We start from the raw sequence: 15,844 nt of genomic DNA, 5'->3' as shown, positions 1-15,844 counted from the left end.
TGACTTTAATCATTTTGTATGTTGTGGTAATACCTTAGATTTAATTGTAACATACATTTATATGCTTTATGCTAATATGGATTAAAATAAAGTCATTCTTCATGGAAATTGGAGAACTAACTTATTTTACAATTCGGTTTTTTAAAGAGGTGTTTAGGAGACCTTATGAGTTTAAAGAGTTTTTAAGACAATGTTACAGCATTGGGAACAGATCCTTGTTATTGGTTGGTATTACTGGTTTTATTATTGGATTGGTACTTACCTTACAAACCAGGCCAACATTAATGGAGTTTGGAGCGGTATCTTGGATGCCGTCCATGGTTGGTATTTCTATTGTTAGGGAAATAGGCCCTATGATTACAGCATTGGTTTGTGCCGGTAAAATTGGATCTGGAATTGGAGCCGAGCTGGGTTCTATGCGTGTTACTGAGCAAATTGATGCCATGGAAGTATCAGGAACCAATCCTTTTAAATATTTAGTGGTGACCCGCGTTATGGCAACAACATTAATGATTCCTTTGTTAGTCATTTTTGGCGACGCCATTGCTTTATATGGTTCTTATTTGGTAGAGCACCTTAAAGGGGATGTGTCATTTGCCCTTTACTTTAATCAGGTCTTTGATTCTTTGGAGTTTGGTGACATAGTTCCTGCAACGGTTAAATCCTTCTTTTTTGGGCTTGCCATTGGCCTTGTTGGTTGTTTTAAGGGCTATTACTGTAAAAAAGGAACAGCAGGGGTGGGAATAGCAGCAAATTCTGCGGTAGTTTTTACATCATTGTTACTGTTCATTATTGACTTTATAGCCGTTTTTGTGGCTGATATTTTTTATGACTTATGAAAAAGCAACAGGCCATATTAGAAAAGGACAAAAAGAAAGAATCCAGTGAGGAAGTGGTTCTTGAATTGCAAGATTTGAATAAAAGCTTTGATGACAATCATGTTCTAAAACACTTTAGTATGAAATTGTACAAAGGGGAGAATTTGGTTGTTATGGGAAAATCCGGATCAGGAAAATCGGTAATGATCAAGTGCCTTGTGGGTTTAATGGAAGCAGATAGTGGAAAAATAATTGTGATGCACCACGATATTACGTCACTTAATCAAGAATCATTGGATATTTTGAGAGCCGATATTGGGTTTTTATTTCAAGGAAGTGCCTTATATGACTCCATGACGGTAAGAGAAAATTTGGAATTTCCGTTGAGACACCATTATAAAAAACTTGGTAAAAATGTCAATACTGAAACATTGGTTATTGAAGCGTTAAAGAATGTTGGATTAGCTCATACATTGGATTTAATGCCCGCTGAATTATCAGGTGGTATGCAAAGACGGGTGGCTTTGGCCAGAACGCTCATACTTCAGCCAAAGATTATTTTATATGATGAGCCAACCAGCGGATTGGATCCCATTACGGCAAAAGAAATCATCATATTAATGCAGGATATTCAAAAAAAATACAATACATCATCCCTTATCATTACACATGATGTGGACTGTGCCAGGGTTATTGCAGATAGGATGATATTATTGATTGATGGAACAAACTATGCCGAAGGAACTTTTGAAGAGCTTTCAGCATCCAAGGACCCTAAAGTAAAGGCATTTTTCAAACAATAAATATAAACACATGAAAAATACAAATTCACAAAAAATAAGATTGGGACTTTTTGTTATTATTGGTACTACGCTGTTTGTGTTGGCCGTCTATCTTATTGGGCAAAAACAAAATATGTTTCAAAACACATTCACCATTAGTGCTTATTTTCAAAATGTGAATGGGCTGCAAAAGGGCAATAATGTAAGGTATTCCGGAATTAATATTGGAACGGTAAAAAACATAGTCATGACCAACGATTCCACTATAAAAGTAGATATGAATATTGAAGAAGGAATCATTGCCCATATCAAAAAAAATGCCATTGCCACTATTGGCTCTGATGGGTTGGTTGGGAACATGATTGTCAATATTGTTCCGGGAAAAGGAACAGATGAAGTCATTGCCGATGGTGATATTATTGCTTCATACAGTAAAATTGGTGCAGATGATATCTTGAGTACCTTAAGTGTAAGCTCTGAAAATGCAGCCATCCTTACGTCAGATTTAATAAAAATTACCGATGCCATGATTAAGGGCAAGGGAACCTTGGCCGTATTGCTTAATGATACCATTATGGCTAAAGAATTAAGACAGTCAGTAACAAATTTGAAGGTAGCTAGCCGTGATGCTTCAAATACCATTAGTGAGATTAATCAGATTATTACATCCTTAAAGACAAATGATAATACCGTTTTGGGCATGTTGTTGAATGATTCCGTATCTGGTCAAAATCTTAAAGTTATTGTGAGCAATCTTGAAGCTTCCAGCAAGCAAATCCAAAATGTCATTGCCAATATTGACACTACCATTGTTGATTTTAATTCAGGTGATGGTGCTTATAACTATATAGTAAATGATACAACACTGGTCAATAGTTTACAGTCCACACTTAAAAACATCAATGAAGGAACAGACAAGTTTAACCAGAACATGGAGGCTTTAAAGCATAATTTTTTAATACGAGGTTATTTCAGGAAATTGGAAAAGCAAAAAGAAAAAGAGGAAAGGAAAAAACAGCAATAAGTGATTTGTTAATTTATGTTTGACTGAATGCCGTTTTTTGACATAATGAAAAATGATCTAGATTAATGGATGTGTTAAATTATCTTTTAGGTTATTTAGGGTCAGTGATTTATATCATTTCAAATTCATGTTTGCAATCTTATCTTACAGATATATTAATCAAAAAAATAAATATTATGTCTGTATTAAAAGTTATTGAAATTCTAGGGAACTCTACCGAGAGCTTTGAAGACGCCATTCAAAATGTAATTAATGAAGCTTCAAAAACTGTAAATCACATCAAATCGGTTTATGTAAAAGACATGCAAGTAACTGTTGTGAACAATAAAATATCACAATATAGAGTGGCTACAAAAGTAACCTTTGATATTAAAAACGATTAGATTGGTTTTTGAGTGTCAATTAGAGTGATTTAGCAAGCTATGTATTAGCAAGAAATTAAAAAGCCCTGTCCGTTTTAACGGACAGGGCTTTTAGTTTTTGTCACTCAATTCACAATGCCATAAATGCTAAGCATATTCAGGATAATAATCAACAATCAGGTTGTTTTCTACTTTGGTAACTCCTGGTGCAAAGAAGGCCGCTTTGCGAGCTTCTTCTTTTTCAGCAACAGAATGAACGGTACCGTTTAATCTAACAGTATGTCCATCTACTTCAACCTTAATTTTTTTAGATTCAAGCTTAGCTGATCTTTCAAAGGCTTTAGCGATTCTGTTTTCAACTTCAAAAGGGGTTAATGTTTGTTTCAAGGAAATATTATTAACAACACCTTTAACGCCATATAGTTTTGTAATGGCATTTTTAGCAGCGTTTTTTTGATATTCCCAAGCAACTTCACCAGATAGATAAACCCAACCATCTTCTACTTTGATTTTTACCGTATCACTGGGCACTGAAGCGTTCCATTGCAAAGCGTTAACAGCTGCTTTTGCAACTTCTTCATCAGTTTTGCTATCACCAGCATTGTATTTAACTTTAATGTCTTCAACCACAGCTTTAACACCATATACATTTTTAACGGCTTTTTCTGCTGCTATTTTTTTTGTGTAGGAGTCAACAGTACCTTCAAGCGTTACAATGCCATCTTTAACAATAACGCCTATTTGTGTCTCATCAATGTTAGGCTGCCATTTTAGTTCATCAAGAACGTCTTGCTTGATTTTTAAATCTGTTTTCATGATAATTTTATTTAATGGATTCTGATTGATATAAAAATAAGCTCGTAGTGGGAAAATGGCAATGATATGTGTCAGCCACCTTGAATTTCAAAATTACCTTATGTTGGTTTTGTTAACATAGGTTAGTAATTACACCTATCAGTTCAGTGTATTTTAGTAATAATGTTTCTTTGCTTTTCTAAAAAATAGAATGATATTTTATGTTTTTATGTACTTTCAGATGTATTGAATTTTTCAAAAAATCAGTTATCTTATATACTTTAATAATGAATCCCTGAGAGATTTTAAATCTATCAGGGATTCATTTGATTCAAAGTTTAATTGTTTTGTTTATTTTAAAATCAATTTTTTAACTGATGAATTTTGACCATCACTAACTTTTACAAAATACAGGCCTGATTGCAATGTGCTCAAATTAAGTGTTTGAATGCCATAAGGGCTATTAATTTTTGTTTTAAATACTTCTTGGCCAAGCGTGTTATAAATGCTTAGCAGGTTGCCGGTAGTATTTTGAATGTTAACAGTTTTATTTGATGTTGGATTTGGATAGATATTAAACGGTAGCATTTTAGAACTTTGTACTTTTAATGCTATGCCACCAGATTCACCAATAAGCACATCCATATAAGTCAGATTTTTAGAATGATCTATTATCCCAATACCACCTCCACCGGGACCATCTTCAGTGGTTTTTGCCACGTCTGAAGATTCTTCTTCAATAGGAATCACAATTTTAGTTGATTCACCAAATCTAACAGTGCCCTTTGCTTCATCACCTTCATCAAAACTAAAGGTTAATCTATAGTATCCTTCTCCTTCATTCAAGTTGCTTACATCCCATGTATATCCATAAATTATTTTACCTTTTACATTGATCTCTGCACTATAGTAGCCAGAACCATCGCCAGCATCGGCCGCAGCCATATTTAGTATAGGCTCATTAACAATGTCATAAGCTTCATTTTCTTTTTCTGTCCATCCCATTCCAGGAACCCAATTAAGTCTGGTAGGAGAAATGCTTTCACTTGTGTAATTTAATTTTTGAATGGTAAATCTGGCATTTGGAGTAAAAATGGTAGCCTGAGTTCCTGTACCATATACAGGTTCATCATTTAGTGTTGTTTGTAAACCATGAACTTCATCGGTACCCCAGCCAGCAACGTGACGCATACTAAATTGGGTTACAGAATCTATATCTTTCAATAAAACCATTTCAGTTCTCACCTTCGAATTGATTTTCCAGGCTAAAGATTCAAGATTGTCGCCCCAGTCAATCCAGTCAACATACATGGTCTCTCCGGCTGGCACTGCTTCATTATAGGCTTGCCAGGTATTGTTTTTGTCCTTTTGTAAATACGCTTTATAGACCATGGAGTTTCCATCACCGGGATCTTCGCCATTTTCGCATTTTGCACTATTGCCAGCCATTGGTTTACAACTGTAAATAGGTGCTTGTGGATCAATAGGATCTTCGCCCCAAACATACCACCATTCACCTTCAAGAGAATAGGTTCCCATAGTACCCGGTAGCGTTTTTAAACCACCATCGGCCCAAATTACAGGATAGGATAAATTGTTTCCTGCTTTTTCATTATCATCTGGTGGCGCAGATACTATTTCAAATGACACTGTTAAAGGTGTTCCTACGTCACCCTGCAAGTTATCCTCAGAGTAAGGAGTCACCGTTAAATTATAGTTTCCTGTTGTAAAGTCTCTTCCAGAGTAGTTGCCGTTTGTTTGACCATAAAGAGAATAAGGCGAAACGTTTTCAACTCTTGTTGCGGATTTGTCGCCACTTAATTCAAATTTAACACTACCAACATCACTTGTTGTTAATGCTTCAACGCTAAGATTTGAAACCGGAATTTCATTGATATTTATGATCATTTCATTTGTAAGATTGCCAAGAGGTACATCATTATCTGCATCAATGAGTTTTAAACCAGTTATTGCAACTGATGCGGCATCTCCTCCTTTTGCTTTAATATAAACATCCATGTAAGTCAGGTTATTAAGCCAATCCATTACGGCAGTGCCACCTCCACCGGGAGCTTCTTGAGTTTCTGTAGTTTTTGCTGTTTCAGTACTTTCTTCTTCCTCAATAGGAACTATAATTTGAGTGAATTCATCAAATTTTGCGGTGCCTATTGCTTCATTGCCTTCATCAAAGCTAAACGTAAGCCTGTAGTATCCAGAACCTTCATTCATTTCCCTTACATTCCAAGTATAGCCATAAATGATTTTACCTTTTACATTAATTTCAGCATTATAATATCCAGGACCATCACCTGCTTCTGAAACAGCCATATTAAAAATGGCATCATTCACCATGTTGTCTGAAGGATTTACTTCGGTCCATCCCATTTTAGGTTCCCACGATAATTTATCGGTAACTTGATCCAAACTTGCAACATTTAGCTTTTGAACGGTAAATCTGGCATTTGGAGTATAAACAGTAGCTTGTGTACCTGGACCATAAATGACTTGATCTTGAAGTGTGGTTTGTAAACCATGAACTTCATCAATGCCCCAACTATCAACATGTCGCATACTAAACTCTGTTACAGAATCTATATCCTGTAATAAAACCATTTCTGTTCTCACTTGCGAAGTCAGAGTCCAGTCTAAAGATTCAAGATTGTCTCCCCAGTCAACATAATCAATATTTAGGGTCTCCCCAGCTGGGACACTGGTATTATAAGCTTGCCAAATATTCTTTGCATCTTTTTGTATGTATGCTTTATATACTGTAGAAATGCCATCACCAGGATCTGAACCATCTTTACATTTACCACTGGTATTGTCTAAAGGCTCACAACTGTAGAGTGGTGCTTGTGGATCAATAGGGTCTTCGCCCCAAACATACCACCAAACACCTTCAAGAGAATAGGCTCCCATAGTACCGGGCAATACTTTTGAGCCCCCGTCTGCGAAAATAACCGGAAAGGATAAATTATTTCCTGCAGTTTCACCATCATCGTTACCACCGTGACCTCCGCCACCGCCGCCATTTCCGCCACCGTGACCTCCGCCACCACCATATCCGCCTTGCGCATTTATGGTTTGGCTAGAACAGATAACGATGAAAGGCATAAAAATCATGACTTTTAAAAGAGTAGTTAGTGCTTTCATGATTACATGTTTTAATTAAACAATTAGTTTTAGTTTAAAATTATGTCAAGCCATATATTTGGTTGAAAACCATACTTTTAAAACGAATTTAATATACGTATCACAAACACCGATATCAATGATGAGCATCAGTTCAATAAAAAAGTAGCAAGCAGTATCATTGTATTTTATGAACAAAAGGAGGACGTGTTAATAACCCGTAAACACATGACATGATTTATCATTGTTTAATAAAAGCAGTAAAATAACTGGGTACCATAGCAATCGTTTTAAATTAAAAGCCAGAAGAACTTAATTCAATACTTGAAATTTCTGGGCGCATACCTATCCTTCCCGGAAAACCTAACCAGCCTAAACCACGATTAACATGTAGATATTGCTTATTGTGCTTATACAAACCGGCCCAATGTTTATATTTATATTTAATTGGACTCCATTTTAGTTTTTTATAATTAAAACCCAGCTGCAAGCCATGTGTATGCCCTGATAGCGTTAGTGCAATATCGGTTTTATCAATGACCTGTTCGCTCCAATGTGTTGGATCATGAGAGAGCAATATTTTAAAAGGAATGGTGCTTACATTTTTCAAAGAGGTTTCCAAATCTCCATATTGCTTAAAAGGAGGTTTTCCCCAATTTTCAACACCTATTAGTGCTATTTGTTCATGGTTGTTTTCAATGATTCGGGATTGGTTCAGCAGTAAAGTGAAATCTATTTTTTTGTAAAACTGTTTAATGGTATTTAGGTTTTCTTCTTTTTCTTCGGTTGTGTCCCATTCACTATAATCACCGTAATCATGATTGCCCAAAACGGCGAACTTCCCCATATTTGCAACTAATTTGTCTAAAACAGTCTCCCAACCTCGTAATTCCCATGCATAATTATTTACCAGATCTCCTGTAAAGAAAATAATATCGGGTTTTAATTTGTTAATAAGTTTTACAGCGCGTCCCAGTATTTTATATTGGTAATTGAATCCTCCAATATGCAAATCGGATATATGTACAATCTTTAATCCGTGAAACGATTTTGGTAATTGATCAAAAGATATGTTATGATGGTAGACCTTAAAGTGATATGCCGCTTTAAAAATGGCATAAACAATAACAAAAAATGGAAGAAATCCTGAAAAGAGGCCTATAACTGGAACCATTATAACAGATACTTTTTCAGGAATTAACGTTCTGGTGAAAAATAATAGTGAAACAATTATCACGAATATTATTTTGGGTATGAATGATGAAACCGTAAGGCCATACAACGATGAAATAAGTAAATGTTTTCGTTTTGGGTTTATGTCATCCAATGTGGTTTTAAGAACTATAATTGCTGTTATTAAGCCAACGGTAAAAACCCAAAACAGAACCTGTATGGCTTTTTTTAATATAGGAGACGAAATAAAGGTTGTAATGGATTGTAACCAATAAAATGTAGTAATGTCTACCAATACAATGGCCAGGCACAATAGTAAGATGCTCAATAGAGAAAAGCTGCGCATAAGATGATTTTTACATTACTGTGTTTCCTTTTTCAAACGGCGTTTGTCACGTAAGGCCCAATACATGCCTTTTACATCTGAGGCCCAATTATCATACATGAAAATAAGTGCGATTTCTTCAAAGGTTTCCAATAAGCCAATAATAATCATAGTATAAAAAAGGACGTATTCTGGCGTAAAGAATAATGACCATAGTATAAATACACTTTGCAAAACAGCGCTTAGTTTTGCCAAATAGGTATGAAAAGCTGTTGCTTTGCCATATTTAAAATAGGCAATGAGCATTTGAATGATATAGGGTATAAATGCAATGAGTATTAAGCATATGTTTGCTTTAATAAAATCGGTTTCAAAATAAAACAATCCAATCAACCCTACAATAAGTGTTATTTGATCTCCAAACGAGTCAAGTTGTGACCCTCTGGGGCTTGTTATTTTTAGGCGTCTAGCTAAATAACCATCAATGGCATCTGTACAATAACTTATTAATAATAGCCATGTGAATATCAGTCTTAGATCAAACCATATTAAAATAAACAAAAAAGGAGTCGCAAATATTCGGTAAAAGGAAAACCAATCGGCGATATTAAAGTTTTTAAATGTGAGCATACCTTTTTTGCTTAATAAAATATAATTAGTATATCCCAATCAAAACAGGAATGATAAGTTCTTGTATTAATTACAAAATATGGAGTGCAACTGTTTTTAAAATCTATAACTTATTCCAGCCATCCAATAAAATGTACTTTTTAAATCTTCTTTATAAACTTCGGAATCTACTGTTAATGTTGCCGGATTTTGTGGTATGACCAAAGTGGGCAAAAAGGATACTATAAAAGGTTTGTTAATGTACCAAATAGGAACACTAAACTCTATGGCCATTAGCCCAAATTTTTTGCTTTCTTGAAGCATTACGGTTGTCGTTGTTGTTTCTGTTGTTATAACAGTACCTCCTGTGCCTCCTGTGCCACCTGTTCCTTGTCCAGTTCCTTGTCCAGAACCTTGTCCAGAACCAGTAGTTCTTTCACTGCCAAACCGATTGTATATATAGTATTCTTCATAAAAATTTTGAGAGCCAAAATAAACGCCCATACTTGGGGATATTTGGATTTTTTTATCTGTAGTGACAAAATCGTGACTTATCTCAGATGATATGAAAAAATCTGAGTTGCCGTTTTTATTGATAAAACATGTTGATGATAACATTAGATTGATAAGATTAAAATCATATTTTAAACTGGCTGTAATGTCTGCATCAACTTCAGAAATAACATTATAACTATCAGAATTAAAAAAGTATTTGGTAAAAGATATGTCCCCACTAAATTTTTTATTGGTAAAATCGTACCCTAAGCTCCCTAGAAATAAATCTATTCTACTTTCATCAGGTTTTGTAAGATAGGAAAATGAGCCCATTGCATACAGACCCGTTTTGTTGTGATATGAAATGGATGGATATAAATAGGGTGCCGTAATGGAGTCTTTTCTGCCTAAATAAACAGCATCACTTATATAATTTAAGCTTAATGAAAAATAAGAAGAACCATTGTTTTTCTTAGGCTGCATAGCATCCGTATTATTTTGTGCCAATATTGGATTGTTAATTAAAATAACTAACACAAAAAGGCTAAGAATAATGTTGTAAGGTTTCATGATGAAAAGTCTTTAATTTGTAAAAAGGGATTTTAAGTTACTTTAAAATCCCTTTTTACTTTTTTAATTAAGAAATTCCTTTTTTCTTGGTTTGTTTTTGAATTTCTGGTTTTGTTTGAATCTTATTTTTATTCATGTTTTTGTTCATGTTTTTATTCAAAGCTTTTTCAGTAATCATTTTTCTTTGTTGAAACATGTTTTTAAACTTTTCACCATCTGCATTTAAGCATTCACCATCTTGAAGGCGTAATTGTGCACGTTCTTGAGTTTGATAGGTTCCATCAGGATTAACAATAGTCCCATTATTAAGTCTTACTTGTTGGCTAATCCTATTTTGGGATTGATTTTTAATTTGATAGGCATTGCCATCAATAAGCATTATTTGGTATCTGTTATTGTTGCGTTCTTGAATTTGGTTTTGTGCCAACCCTTTGTTTTCTTGTTCAACTTTATAACGATATTGGTATTCATTGCGATATTTTATACCATCATTATCTAAACATTCACCGTCTTTTAAGCGCAGTCTTTCCTGATCTTTGGTCATGTATGTTCCATCTGGGTTTACAACGGTTCCATCGTTTAATACAATTTTGTCTTTTAACCTAATTTGATCACGATCCCGAATTTGTAATACATCTCCATCAACTAACATGATACGATCTTGATCTCTGTCTTGATCTCTATCTTGTATTTTGTCTTGTGCAAAAAATGTTGAAGTTGCCATAACTACCAACGCTCCTAAAAAAATTAATCTTTTCATGGTATTTGTTATTTAAATTAATATCTACCTAAAAATACCTATATGCCATATTTTTCTAAATGATATCCATCAGTCAGAATATTTCCTACAAATAATTTTATTGATTTCTAAGGTCATTGATAATTATCAGTGGATGAAAGCCTAATATTAAGTTCCTTTACTTTTTAAAAACTTACGTCATGAAAGCATTCAAAATAATTTTCATAGGCTTTTTAATCAGCCTGTTATGTTTGGAAAGTTGTGGGCCAGTTATCGTTTCAGGAGGATATAACCATCAAACGCCACCTTGGTTTTACCCCAACAGGGTCGTTCATTTAAGATATGTCTATTTTCCAGACTATTCTGTTTATTATGATTTATCACTAAGTAGCTATATTTATTTTGATAATGGTGTTTGGACAACCGTAAAGATTTTGCCACCCAGATTTAATGGTGTAAATTTTAAACATGCAAAACAGATTAGAGTTGATAATTATTATGGCGATAACATCAAGGAATACCACAGGAATACCTATACCAATATAAAAGGAAGGAGAAGCACTAACGACGAGAGCTCAACAAATACGCGACGTAGAAACTGATGTTCATGCTCTTGCAATTATTTATAGGTCTTGATAAAACCTTAGTTTGTTGCGCAATATCTTTACTTCTTTCTTTAACGATTCAACTTGGTTAAGCAGATTATGGATAGCGTCAAGACCTTCAAAATTAATTTCCAAATCATAGTGTAAACGCATCATTTTTTCAACTTTTTTTATTTGTTTGGTGTGAATATACAGGCTATTGTCTTCATCAATTATTTCGACTAGTTGAAATTCTTGCAATGTATCTAAAAATGATATGGGAATATCATAACGTTCACAAAGTAATTGCACGGGTATTAAATCTGTTGTGTCCATTATTTACGAAGTTTTTGTAATTCTTGAAAATGTGTTTTTTCTTGGGCTGTAAGGTTTTCAGGAAGCTTAATTTGAAAGGTTATATATAAGTCGCCGTATTGTCCTTCTTTTTTATATCTAGGAAATCCTTTGCCTTTTAGTTTTACCGTGGTACCATTTTGGGTCTCTGGCTTGATGTTAAGTTTTACCTTTCCATCAAAAGTGTCTACCATGAGTTCACCTCCCAATAATGCTTTATATAAATCTAAGTCTACTGTTAAGTAGAGGTTATCTTTATCGCGTTTAAATTTAGAATGGTTTACAATAGAAAACTGAATGTACAAATCGCCATTTGGGCCACCGTTTACGCCAGGACCGCCATGTCCTTTAATTTTTATGGTTTGTCCGTTTTCAATACCGGCCGGAATGGTAATCCTTATATTTTTATTGTTAACGGTTAATGTGCGTTTATGTGTTGCATAAACATCTTTTAAATCCAATTGCAGCTCGGCATTAAAGTCTTGCCCTCTAAATCTTACTTGGCCACTACCTCGTGATCTTGAAGATGTACCGCCAAACATGTTTTCAAAAAAATCTGAAAAATCGGCCTGACTATATTGTGATGAAGCTCTTTGATTGCTATTTTGTCTTTGATATTGCTGTTTTGTCTTTTCGTATTCTTCAGCATGTTGCCAATGCTCACCATAATTATCATATTTTTTTCTGTTTTCGGTATTGCTTAAAACTTCATTGGCTTCATTGATTTCCTTGAATTTTTTTTCGGCAACTTTATCGTTCGGATTTAAATCCGGATGGTATTTGCGCGCTAATTTCCTGTATGCTTTCTTTATATCAGCCTCAGTTGCATTTTTTGAAACGCCTAAAATTTTATAATAATCTATAAACGCCATATACGCCTCTTTTTTTGGTTCAATTACTAAAGATATCTTTAAAAGTATGCATTTTATATGATTTTTATCATCTCTTTTAATTAGGCAAATTTAAATGAAAAGCCAAAAAGTTTTATAGCGTTAAAAACAACAGCAAACCAAATAGTCAAAATAAAACAAACCAAATATCTCTTTAGCGCTCTGTTTTGAAGGGCCTTGGTTAAGATAATCGTTTGGATTGCAAAACAATAAACTCATTAAGATTTATAGCATCAATGGCTCCTATTAATTTACCGTCTTCCAAAACAGGGAAAAATGAATTTTTTTGACCATGGATTTGTTGGTATACTTTTTTGAGATCATCATTGCTATCAACAGTCTTAAACGAGGTAGTCATAACATCGCCAATTAAAGTATCTTCTTTTTTTGCATTTTCCAAGATGTCCTGATAAAACAATAGCCCTTTAACCGCATTATTTTCAATGACAACAAAATTATTTTCAGTACTTGTAATCACTGCTTTTACAGCTTTTGAGATTGTATCTTGTGGGCTAAAGATTGTTATGTTTGTTATTGATGACTCTTTAGCTGTATGGCCTTTAAGGAGTTCTAGGTGATGTGCCATTTGGTTTTCTCCATAAGCTCCCAAAAAAATAACAAGTGCTATAAAAACGAGAAAAGGATTATACAATAATCCAATGAGTAAAAATAAAACGGCTATAAATTGCCCAATGGTTGAAGCAATTTGTGTTGCTTTAACACGATTAATCTTTATTGCTAGCAAGGCTCTTAAAAGACGTCCACCATCCATGGGGAAAGCAGGTATTAAATTAAAAACAACCAAAGCAATATTTATTACAAACAAGTAGAATAAAAAATTCTGAAGTGTAAACCTGCTGAAGGTTTCAAAGGCCTCGGTAAAATTTAATTGTATTAATTCCTTAACTGGTATAATGAAGTAGAGTAGTAGTGCAATAACGATATTGACCAATGGACCAGCTAATGTTACAAGTAATTCTTGCTTTGGTGACTCAGGGATTTTTTCCATAGTAGCCATCCCACCTATGGGCAATAGGGTAATTTTTTGGGTTTGTATCCCAAATTTTTTAGCGGTCAGGGCATGTCCTAATTCATGAAGCACCACACATAAAAAAACAGTCAGCACCAATGCAACATTAAACAAAATGCTATCTGTATTGCCACCTCGTTTCATTTCACTGAACACAATCCAAAGAATTAAAAACAAAAAAGTCCAATGAACTTTTATTTTAATGCCAGAAACTGCTCCCAAGTTTAGATTTGCTTTCATTATAATTAGTTTGGTTCCACCATGGTTTGTATCGTCCATTTCTTATTGTTGTTCCATATGGCATACAGATTATCAGACAGGCGTCTGGATGTAATTTTAGGGGGTGTTCTCAGATGCTTTTCATCCAAGACTACATTAAACCCTTTTGGAGTTAAATAAAAATTGACATGTCCGTTGATATCAATAACAGCTTCATAATACCTGTAATAAACAATATTTTTACCTAATACCTCGTTTTCACCAATTTCTTGCTTTATCAATACCAATACAATGGCCTTATCATTATTAAAGTTGTAAGCATTCAAGTATTGGGGTTCAATCACTGTTTTGCCAGAGGTATCTATATATCCAAAATAAGAGATGCCTTCATGCTCTTTTTTAATTAAGCATCTTTCATTATAAAATATTGGAAAATCGCCGTTGTCAAGTTTGGTAGTAACCAGATCATTTCTAAAGTCTATAACTATATTACCTTCTTTATTTATAAATGCCCATTGGTTGTTTTTTTTAATGGCGGCAAGACCATCATTAAAGTTTGATATGTAATCAATATTTTCAATAGTTTGAGCACAAATTATAGCAGAAAACAAAAGTGATGCTGCAAGGAGATTTATACCTTTTTTCATGACAAAATATTTTTAAGTTATTAACTTAAAAATAGGCCCTTTTTGTCTATCATGAAATGATATCAATCACTATAAACCAGCTCCTAAAGGTGCTGTTTTATAACAGCGATAATGTCATGTTTTTGCAGGACCCCAGATTGGCGCCATAATTGTTTTCCGTTTTTAAAAAGCATCATAGTGGGCACACCTCTAACCTGATATTTACTGGCCAGGACCTGATTTTTATCAACATCAATTTTCACTATTTTTATGGAATCCTTCAGGTCTTGCTTTACTTCTTTCAAAATGGGTGCAAGCATTTTACAAGGGCCACACCAATCTGCATAAAAATCCACCAAAACGGGTTGGTTGGATGTTATGATATCATTAAAACTACTTTTCATTTTCTAGGTTTGAAATTACATGTTTTAATTTGTTGCTTACTTGTTGGGCTATATTTTCAAGCTGGTCATTTTTAACCGCTTGCATGGAAACCATTGGGTTGATAGCTGCGACCTCTATTTTACCGGTTTCTAGTTCTTGTACAATAACATTGCAAGGCAGCATGGTACCAATTTTATTTTCAGCTTGCAGAGCCTGATAGGCAAAAGGTGGATTGCAGGCTCCAAGTATTTTATATTTCCTAAAATCCACATCAAGTTTATTTTTTAAGGTTTTTTGGATATCTATTTCGGTGAGCACACCAAAACCTTCTTCTTTTAAAAGCTGTGTGACTTTTTCAGTAATAGTGTCAAACTCACCGGATACTGTGGTGTTAAAATAATAGGTCATAATTATGTATTTTTTAATTCTCTGTCTAAATTAGCAAGAAAAATCAATTCTGATTTATTGATGCCCGAAAAGGATGCCGCTATGGCATGGGCTGTTTTTAGTATCAAATGTTTTACGGTATCTGTAAATAAATGGTTTTGTTTGTTTTTATAAGCAATAAAATCGTCAAAACAAGATTTAGCGTTTAAATTTCCTTGGGTATTCAACCAATCAAATACAATTTCTATTTGGAAGGCCGCATCGGAACCAAAAGTGTCTTCAATGGTATCCAGATTTAACCATTGTTTTTTTACAAGCTCTTTTAATTTTGCAAATTCAACCGCTTCTACATTTTTGTCCACGGCCGCAACGGCATAAAATAGCTTACCAAGATTTTGATAAAATTTAAGCGTCATTTGTTTTCTTTTTCCCATAATCTGATAATCATTTCTATAAATTTAAAATCTTGTTTGTTAATATGTTATGATATAAATCATTATGCATGAATTATATGTTTATTACTATTTTTTTCGTAACTTTATAGGG

18 protein-coding genes are annotated in these 15,844 nt (G+C 34.0%); 5 read left to right on the top strand and 13 right to left on the bottom strand.

Features of this window, described 5'->3' with window-relative positions; genetic code table 11:
- Positions 1-68 precede the first annotated feature (68 nt).
- From IEW94_RS05325 to IEW94_RS05310, 4 genes are all read left to right on the top strand, one after another.
- Complete coding sequence (locus IEW94_RS05325; protein WP_188650771.1) at positions 69-839, top strand: MlaE family ABC transporter permease; 771 nt, start codon at positions 69-71, stop codon at positions 837-839.
- A complete protein-coding gene (locus tag IEW94_RS05320; protein ID WP_188650769.1) occupies positions 836-1,621 on the top strand; it encodes an ABC transporter ATP-binding protein in 786 nt (261 codons plus the stop codon). The genes IEW94_RS05325 and IEW94_RS05320 overlap by 4 nt, the downstream gene beginning before the upstream one ends.
- A 10-nt stretch (positions 1,622-1,631) precedes the next feature.
- Entirely contained in the window at positions 1,632-2,624 is a 993-nt protein-coding gene (locus IEW94_RS05315) for an MlaD family protein (protein WP_188650767.1), read from the top strand.
- Between the two features lie 176 nt (positions 2,625-2,800).
- A complete protein-coding gene (locus tag IEW94_RS05310; protein ID WP_188650765.1) occupies positions 2,801-3,007 on the top strand; it encodes a dodecin family protein in 207 nt (68 codons plus the stop codon).
- A gap of 126 nt (positions 3,008-3,133) precedes the next feature.
- Here IEW94_RS05310 and IEW94_RS05305 read toward each other — a convergent pair whose 3' ends face one another.
- The 6 genes from IEW94_RS05305 to IEW94_RS05280 all read right to left on the bottom strand — a co-directional run bounded on the left by IEW94_RS05305 (position 3,134) and on the right by IEW94_RS05280 (position 10,845).
- Entirely contained in the window at positions 3,134-3,802 is a 669-nt protein-coding gene (locus tag IEW94_RS05305; protein WP_188650763.1) for a BON domain-containing protein, read from the bottom strand.
- Positions 3,803-4,132: 330 nt separating this feature from the next.
- On the bottom strand, positions 4,133-6,934 hold the full coding sequence (locus IEW94_RS05300; RefSeq protein WP_188650761.1) for a T9SS type A sorting domain-containing protein: 2,802 nt from the start codon (positions 6,932-6,934) through the stop codon (positions 4,133-4,135).
- Between the two features lie 274 nt (positions 6,935-7,208).
- Positions 7,209-8,432, bottom strand: a complete 1,224-nt coding sequence (locus tag IEW94_RS05295; RefSeq protein WP_188650759.1) for a metallophosphoesterase — start codon at positions 8,430-8,432, stop codon at positions 7,209-7,211.
- 15 nt (positions 8,433-8,447) lie between these two features.
- On the bottom strand, positions 8,448-9,041 hold the full coding sequence (locus IEW94_RS05290) for a CDP-alcohol phosphatidyltransferase family protein (RefSeq protein ID WP_188650757.1): 594 nt from the start codon (positions 9,039-9,041) through the stop codon (positions 8,448-8,450).
- 96 nt (positions 9,042-9,137) lie between these two features.
- On the bottom strand, positions 9,138-10,085 hold the full coding sequence (locus tag IEW94_RS05285; protein WP_188650755.1) for a MipA/OmpV family protein: 948 nt from the start codon (positions 10,083-10,085) through the stop codon (positions 9,138-9,140).
- A 67-nt stretch (positions 10,086-10,152) separates the two neighbouring features.
- On the bottom strand, positions 10,153-10,845 hold the full coding sequence (locus IEW94_RS05280) for a DUF6799 domain-containing protein (protein WP_188650753.1): 693 nt from the start codon (positions 10,843-10,845) through the stop codon (positions 10,153-10,155).
- Positions 10,846-11,024: 179 nt separating this feature from the next.
- On the opposite strand from IEW94_RS05280, the gene IEW94_RS05275 reads away from it, so the two are divergent.
- Positions 11,025-11,426, top strand: a complete 402-nt coding sequence (locus tag IEW94_RS05275) for a hypothetical protein (protein ID WP_188650751.1) — start codon at positions 11,025-11,027, stop codon at positions 11,424-11,426.
- Between the two features lie 21 nt (positions 11,427-11,447).
- On the opposite strand, the gene IEW94_RS05270 is transcribed toward IEW94_RS05275, so the two are convergent.
- The 7 genes from IEW94_RS05270 to IEW94_RS05240 all read right to left on the bottom strand — a co-directional run bounded on the left by IEW94_RS05270 (position 11,448) and on the right by IEW94_RS05240 (position 15,714).
- Positions 11,448-11,744 carry a chaperone modulator CbpM gene (locus tag IEW94_RS05270; protein ID WP_188650749.1) on the bottom strand — a complete coding sequence of 99 codons (297 nt, stop codon included), beginning with the start codon at positions 11,742-11,744 and terminating at the stop codon, positions 11,448-11,450.
- Positions 11,744-12,634 (bottom strand): DnaJ C-terminal domain-containing protein, encoded by an 891-nt coding sequence (locus IEW94_RS05265; RefSeq protein ID WP_188650747.1) that lies wholly within the window; start codon positions 12,632-12,634, stop codon positions 11,744-11,746. Before IEW94_RS05265 ends, IEW94_RS05270 begins: the two co-directional genes overlap by 1 nt.
- Positions 12,635-12,833: 199 nt before the next feature.
- A complete protein-coding gene (locus IEW94_RS05260; RefSeq protein ID WP_229669457.1) occupies positions 12,834-13,961 on the bottom strand; it encodes a site-2 protease family protein in 1,128 nt (375 codons plus the stop codon).
- Entirely contained in the window at positions 13,928-14,548 is a 621-nt protein-coding gene (locus IEW94_RS05255) for a WG repeat-containing protein (protein WP_188650744.1), read from the bottom strand. Before IEW94_RS05255 ends, IEW94_RS05260 begins: the two co-directional genes overlap by 34 nt.
- Positions 14,549-14,631: 83 nt before the next feature.
- On the bottom strand, positions 14,632-14,931 hold the full coding sequence (trxA, locus tag IEW94_RS05250; protein ID WP_188650742.1) for a thioredoxin: 300 nt from the start codon (positions 14,929-14,931) through the stop codon (positions 14,632-14,634).
- Positions 14,921-15,319 (bottom strand): DUF302 domain-containing protein, encoded by a 399-nt coding sequence (locus tag IEW94_RS05245; protein WP_188650740.1) that lies wholly within the window; start codon positions 15,317-15,319, stop codon positions 14,921-14,923. The genes trxA and IEW94_RS05245 overlap by 11 nt, the downstream gene beginning before the upstream one ends.
- A 2-nt stretch (positions 15,320-15,321) precedes the next feature.
- Positions 15,322-15,714: a hypothetical protein gene (locus IEW94_RS05240; RefSeq protein WP_229669456.1), complete on the bottom strand. Its 393-nt coding sequence runs from the start codon at positions 15,712-15,714 to the stop codon at positions 15,322-15,324.
- Positions 15,715-15,844 lie beyond the last annotated feature (130 nt).

It is taken from the genome of Yeosuana aromativorans, assembly GCF_014646655.1.
In the GTDB taxonomy this organism is placed as follows: domain Bacteria; phylum Bacteroidota; class Bacteroidia; order Flavobacteriales; family Flavobacteriaceae; genus Yeosuana; species Yeosuana aromativorans.
Note: the sequence above shows the minus strand (reverse complement) of the source record. Positions and strands in the feature narration are given on the sequence as shown.

Excerpts from the sequence above, each read along its gene's own strand:
- IEW94_RS05325 (WP_188650771.1), top strand. The coding sequence starts at position 69 with ATGCTAATATGGATTAAAATAAAGTCATTCTTCATGGAAATTGGAGAA.
- IEW94_RS05320 (WP_188650769.1), top strand. The coding sequence starts at position 836 with ATGAAAAAGCAACAGGCCATATTAGAAAAGGACAAAAAGAAAGAATCC.
- IEW94_RS05315 (WP_188650767.1), top strand. The coding sequence starts at position 1,632 with ATGAAAAATACAAATTCACAAAAAATAAGATTGGGACTTTTTGTTATT.
- IEW94_RS05310 (WP_188650765.1), top strand. The coding sequence starts at position 2,801 with ATGTCTGTATTAAAAGTTATTGAAATTCTAGGGAACTCTACCGAGAGC.
- IEW94_RS05305 (WP_188650763.1), bottom strand. The coding sequence starts at position 3,802 with ATGAAAACAGATTTAAAAATCAAGCAAGACGTTCTTGATGAACTAAAA.
- IEW94_RS05300 (WP_188650761.1), bottom strand. The coding sequence starts at position 6,934 with ATGAAAGCACTAACTACTCTTTTAAAAGTCATGATTTTTATGCCTTTC.
- IEW94_RS05295 (WP_188650759.1), bottom strand. The coding sequence starts at position 8,432 with ATGCGCAGCTTTTCTCTATTGAGCATCTTACTATTGTGCCTGGCCATT.
- IEW94_RS05290 (WP_188650757.1), bottom strand. The coding sequence starts at position 9,041 with ATGCTCACATTTAAAAACTTTAATATCGCCGATTGGTTTTCCTTTTAC.
- IEW94_RS05285 (WP_188650755.1), bottom strand. The coding sequence starts at position 10,085 with ATGAAACCTTACAACATTATTCTTAGCCTTTTTGTGTTAGTTATTTTA.
- IEW94_RS05280 (WP_188650753.1), bottom strand. The coding sequence starts at position 10,845 with ATGAAAAGATTAATTTTTTTAGGAGCGTTGGTAGTTATGGCAACTTCA.
- IEW94_RS05275 (WP_188650751.1), top strand. The coding sequence starts at position 11,025 with ATGAAAGCATTCAAAATAATTTTCATAGGCTTTTTAATCAGCCTGTTA.
- IEW94_RS05270 (WP_188650749.1), bottom strand. The coding sequence starts at position 11,744 with ATGGACACAACAGATTTAATACCCGTGCAATTACTTTGTGAACGTTAT.
- IEW94_RS05265 (WP_188650747.1), bottom strand. The coding sequence starts at position 12,634 with ATGGCGTTTATAGATTATTATAAAATTTTAGGCGTTTCAAAAAATGCA.
- IEW94_RS05260 (WP_229669457.1), bottom strand. The coding sequence starts at position 13,961 with ATGGACGATACAAACCATGGTGGAACCAAACTAATTATAATGAAAGCA.
- IEW94_RS05255 (WP_188650744.1), bottom strand. The coding sequence starts at position 14,548 with ATGAAAAAAGGTATAAATCTCCTTGCAGCATCACTTTTGTTTTCTGCT.
- trxA (WP_188650742.1), bottom strand. The coding sequence starts at position 14,931 with ATGAAAAGTAGTTTTAATGATATCATAACATCCAACCAACCCGTTTTG.
- IEW94_RS05245 (WP_188650740.1), bottom strand. The coding sequence starts at position 15,319 with ATGACCTATTATTTTAACACCACAGTATCCGGTGAGTTTGACACTATT.
- IEW94_RS05240 (WP_229669456.1), bottom strand. The coding sequence starts at position 15,714 with ATGACGCTTAAATTTTATCAAAATCTTGGTAAGCTATTTTATGCCGTT.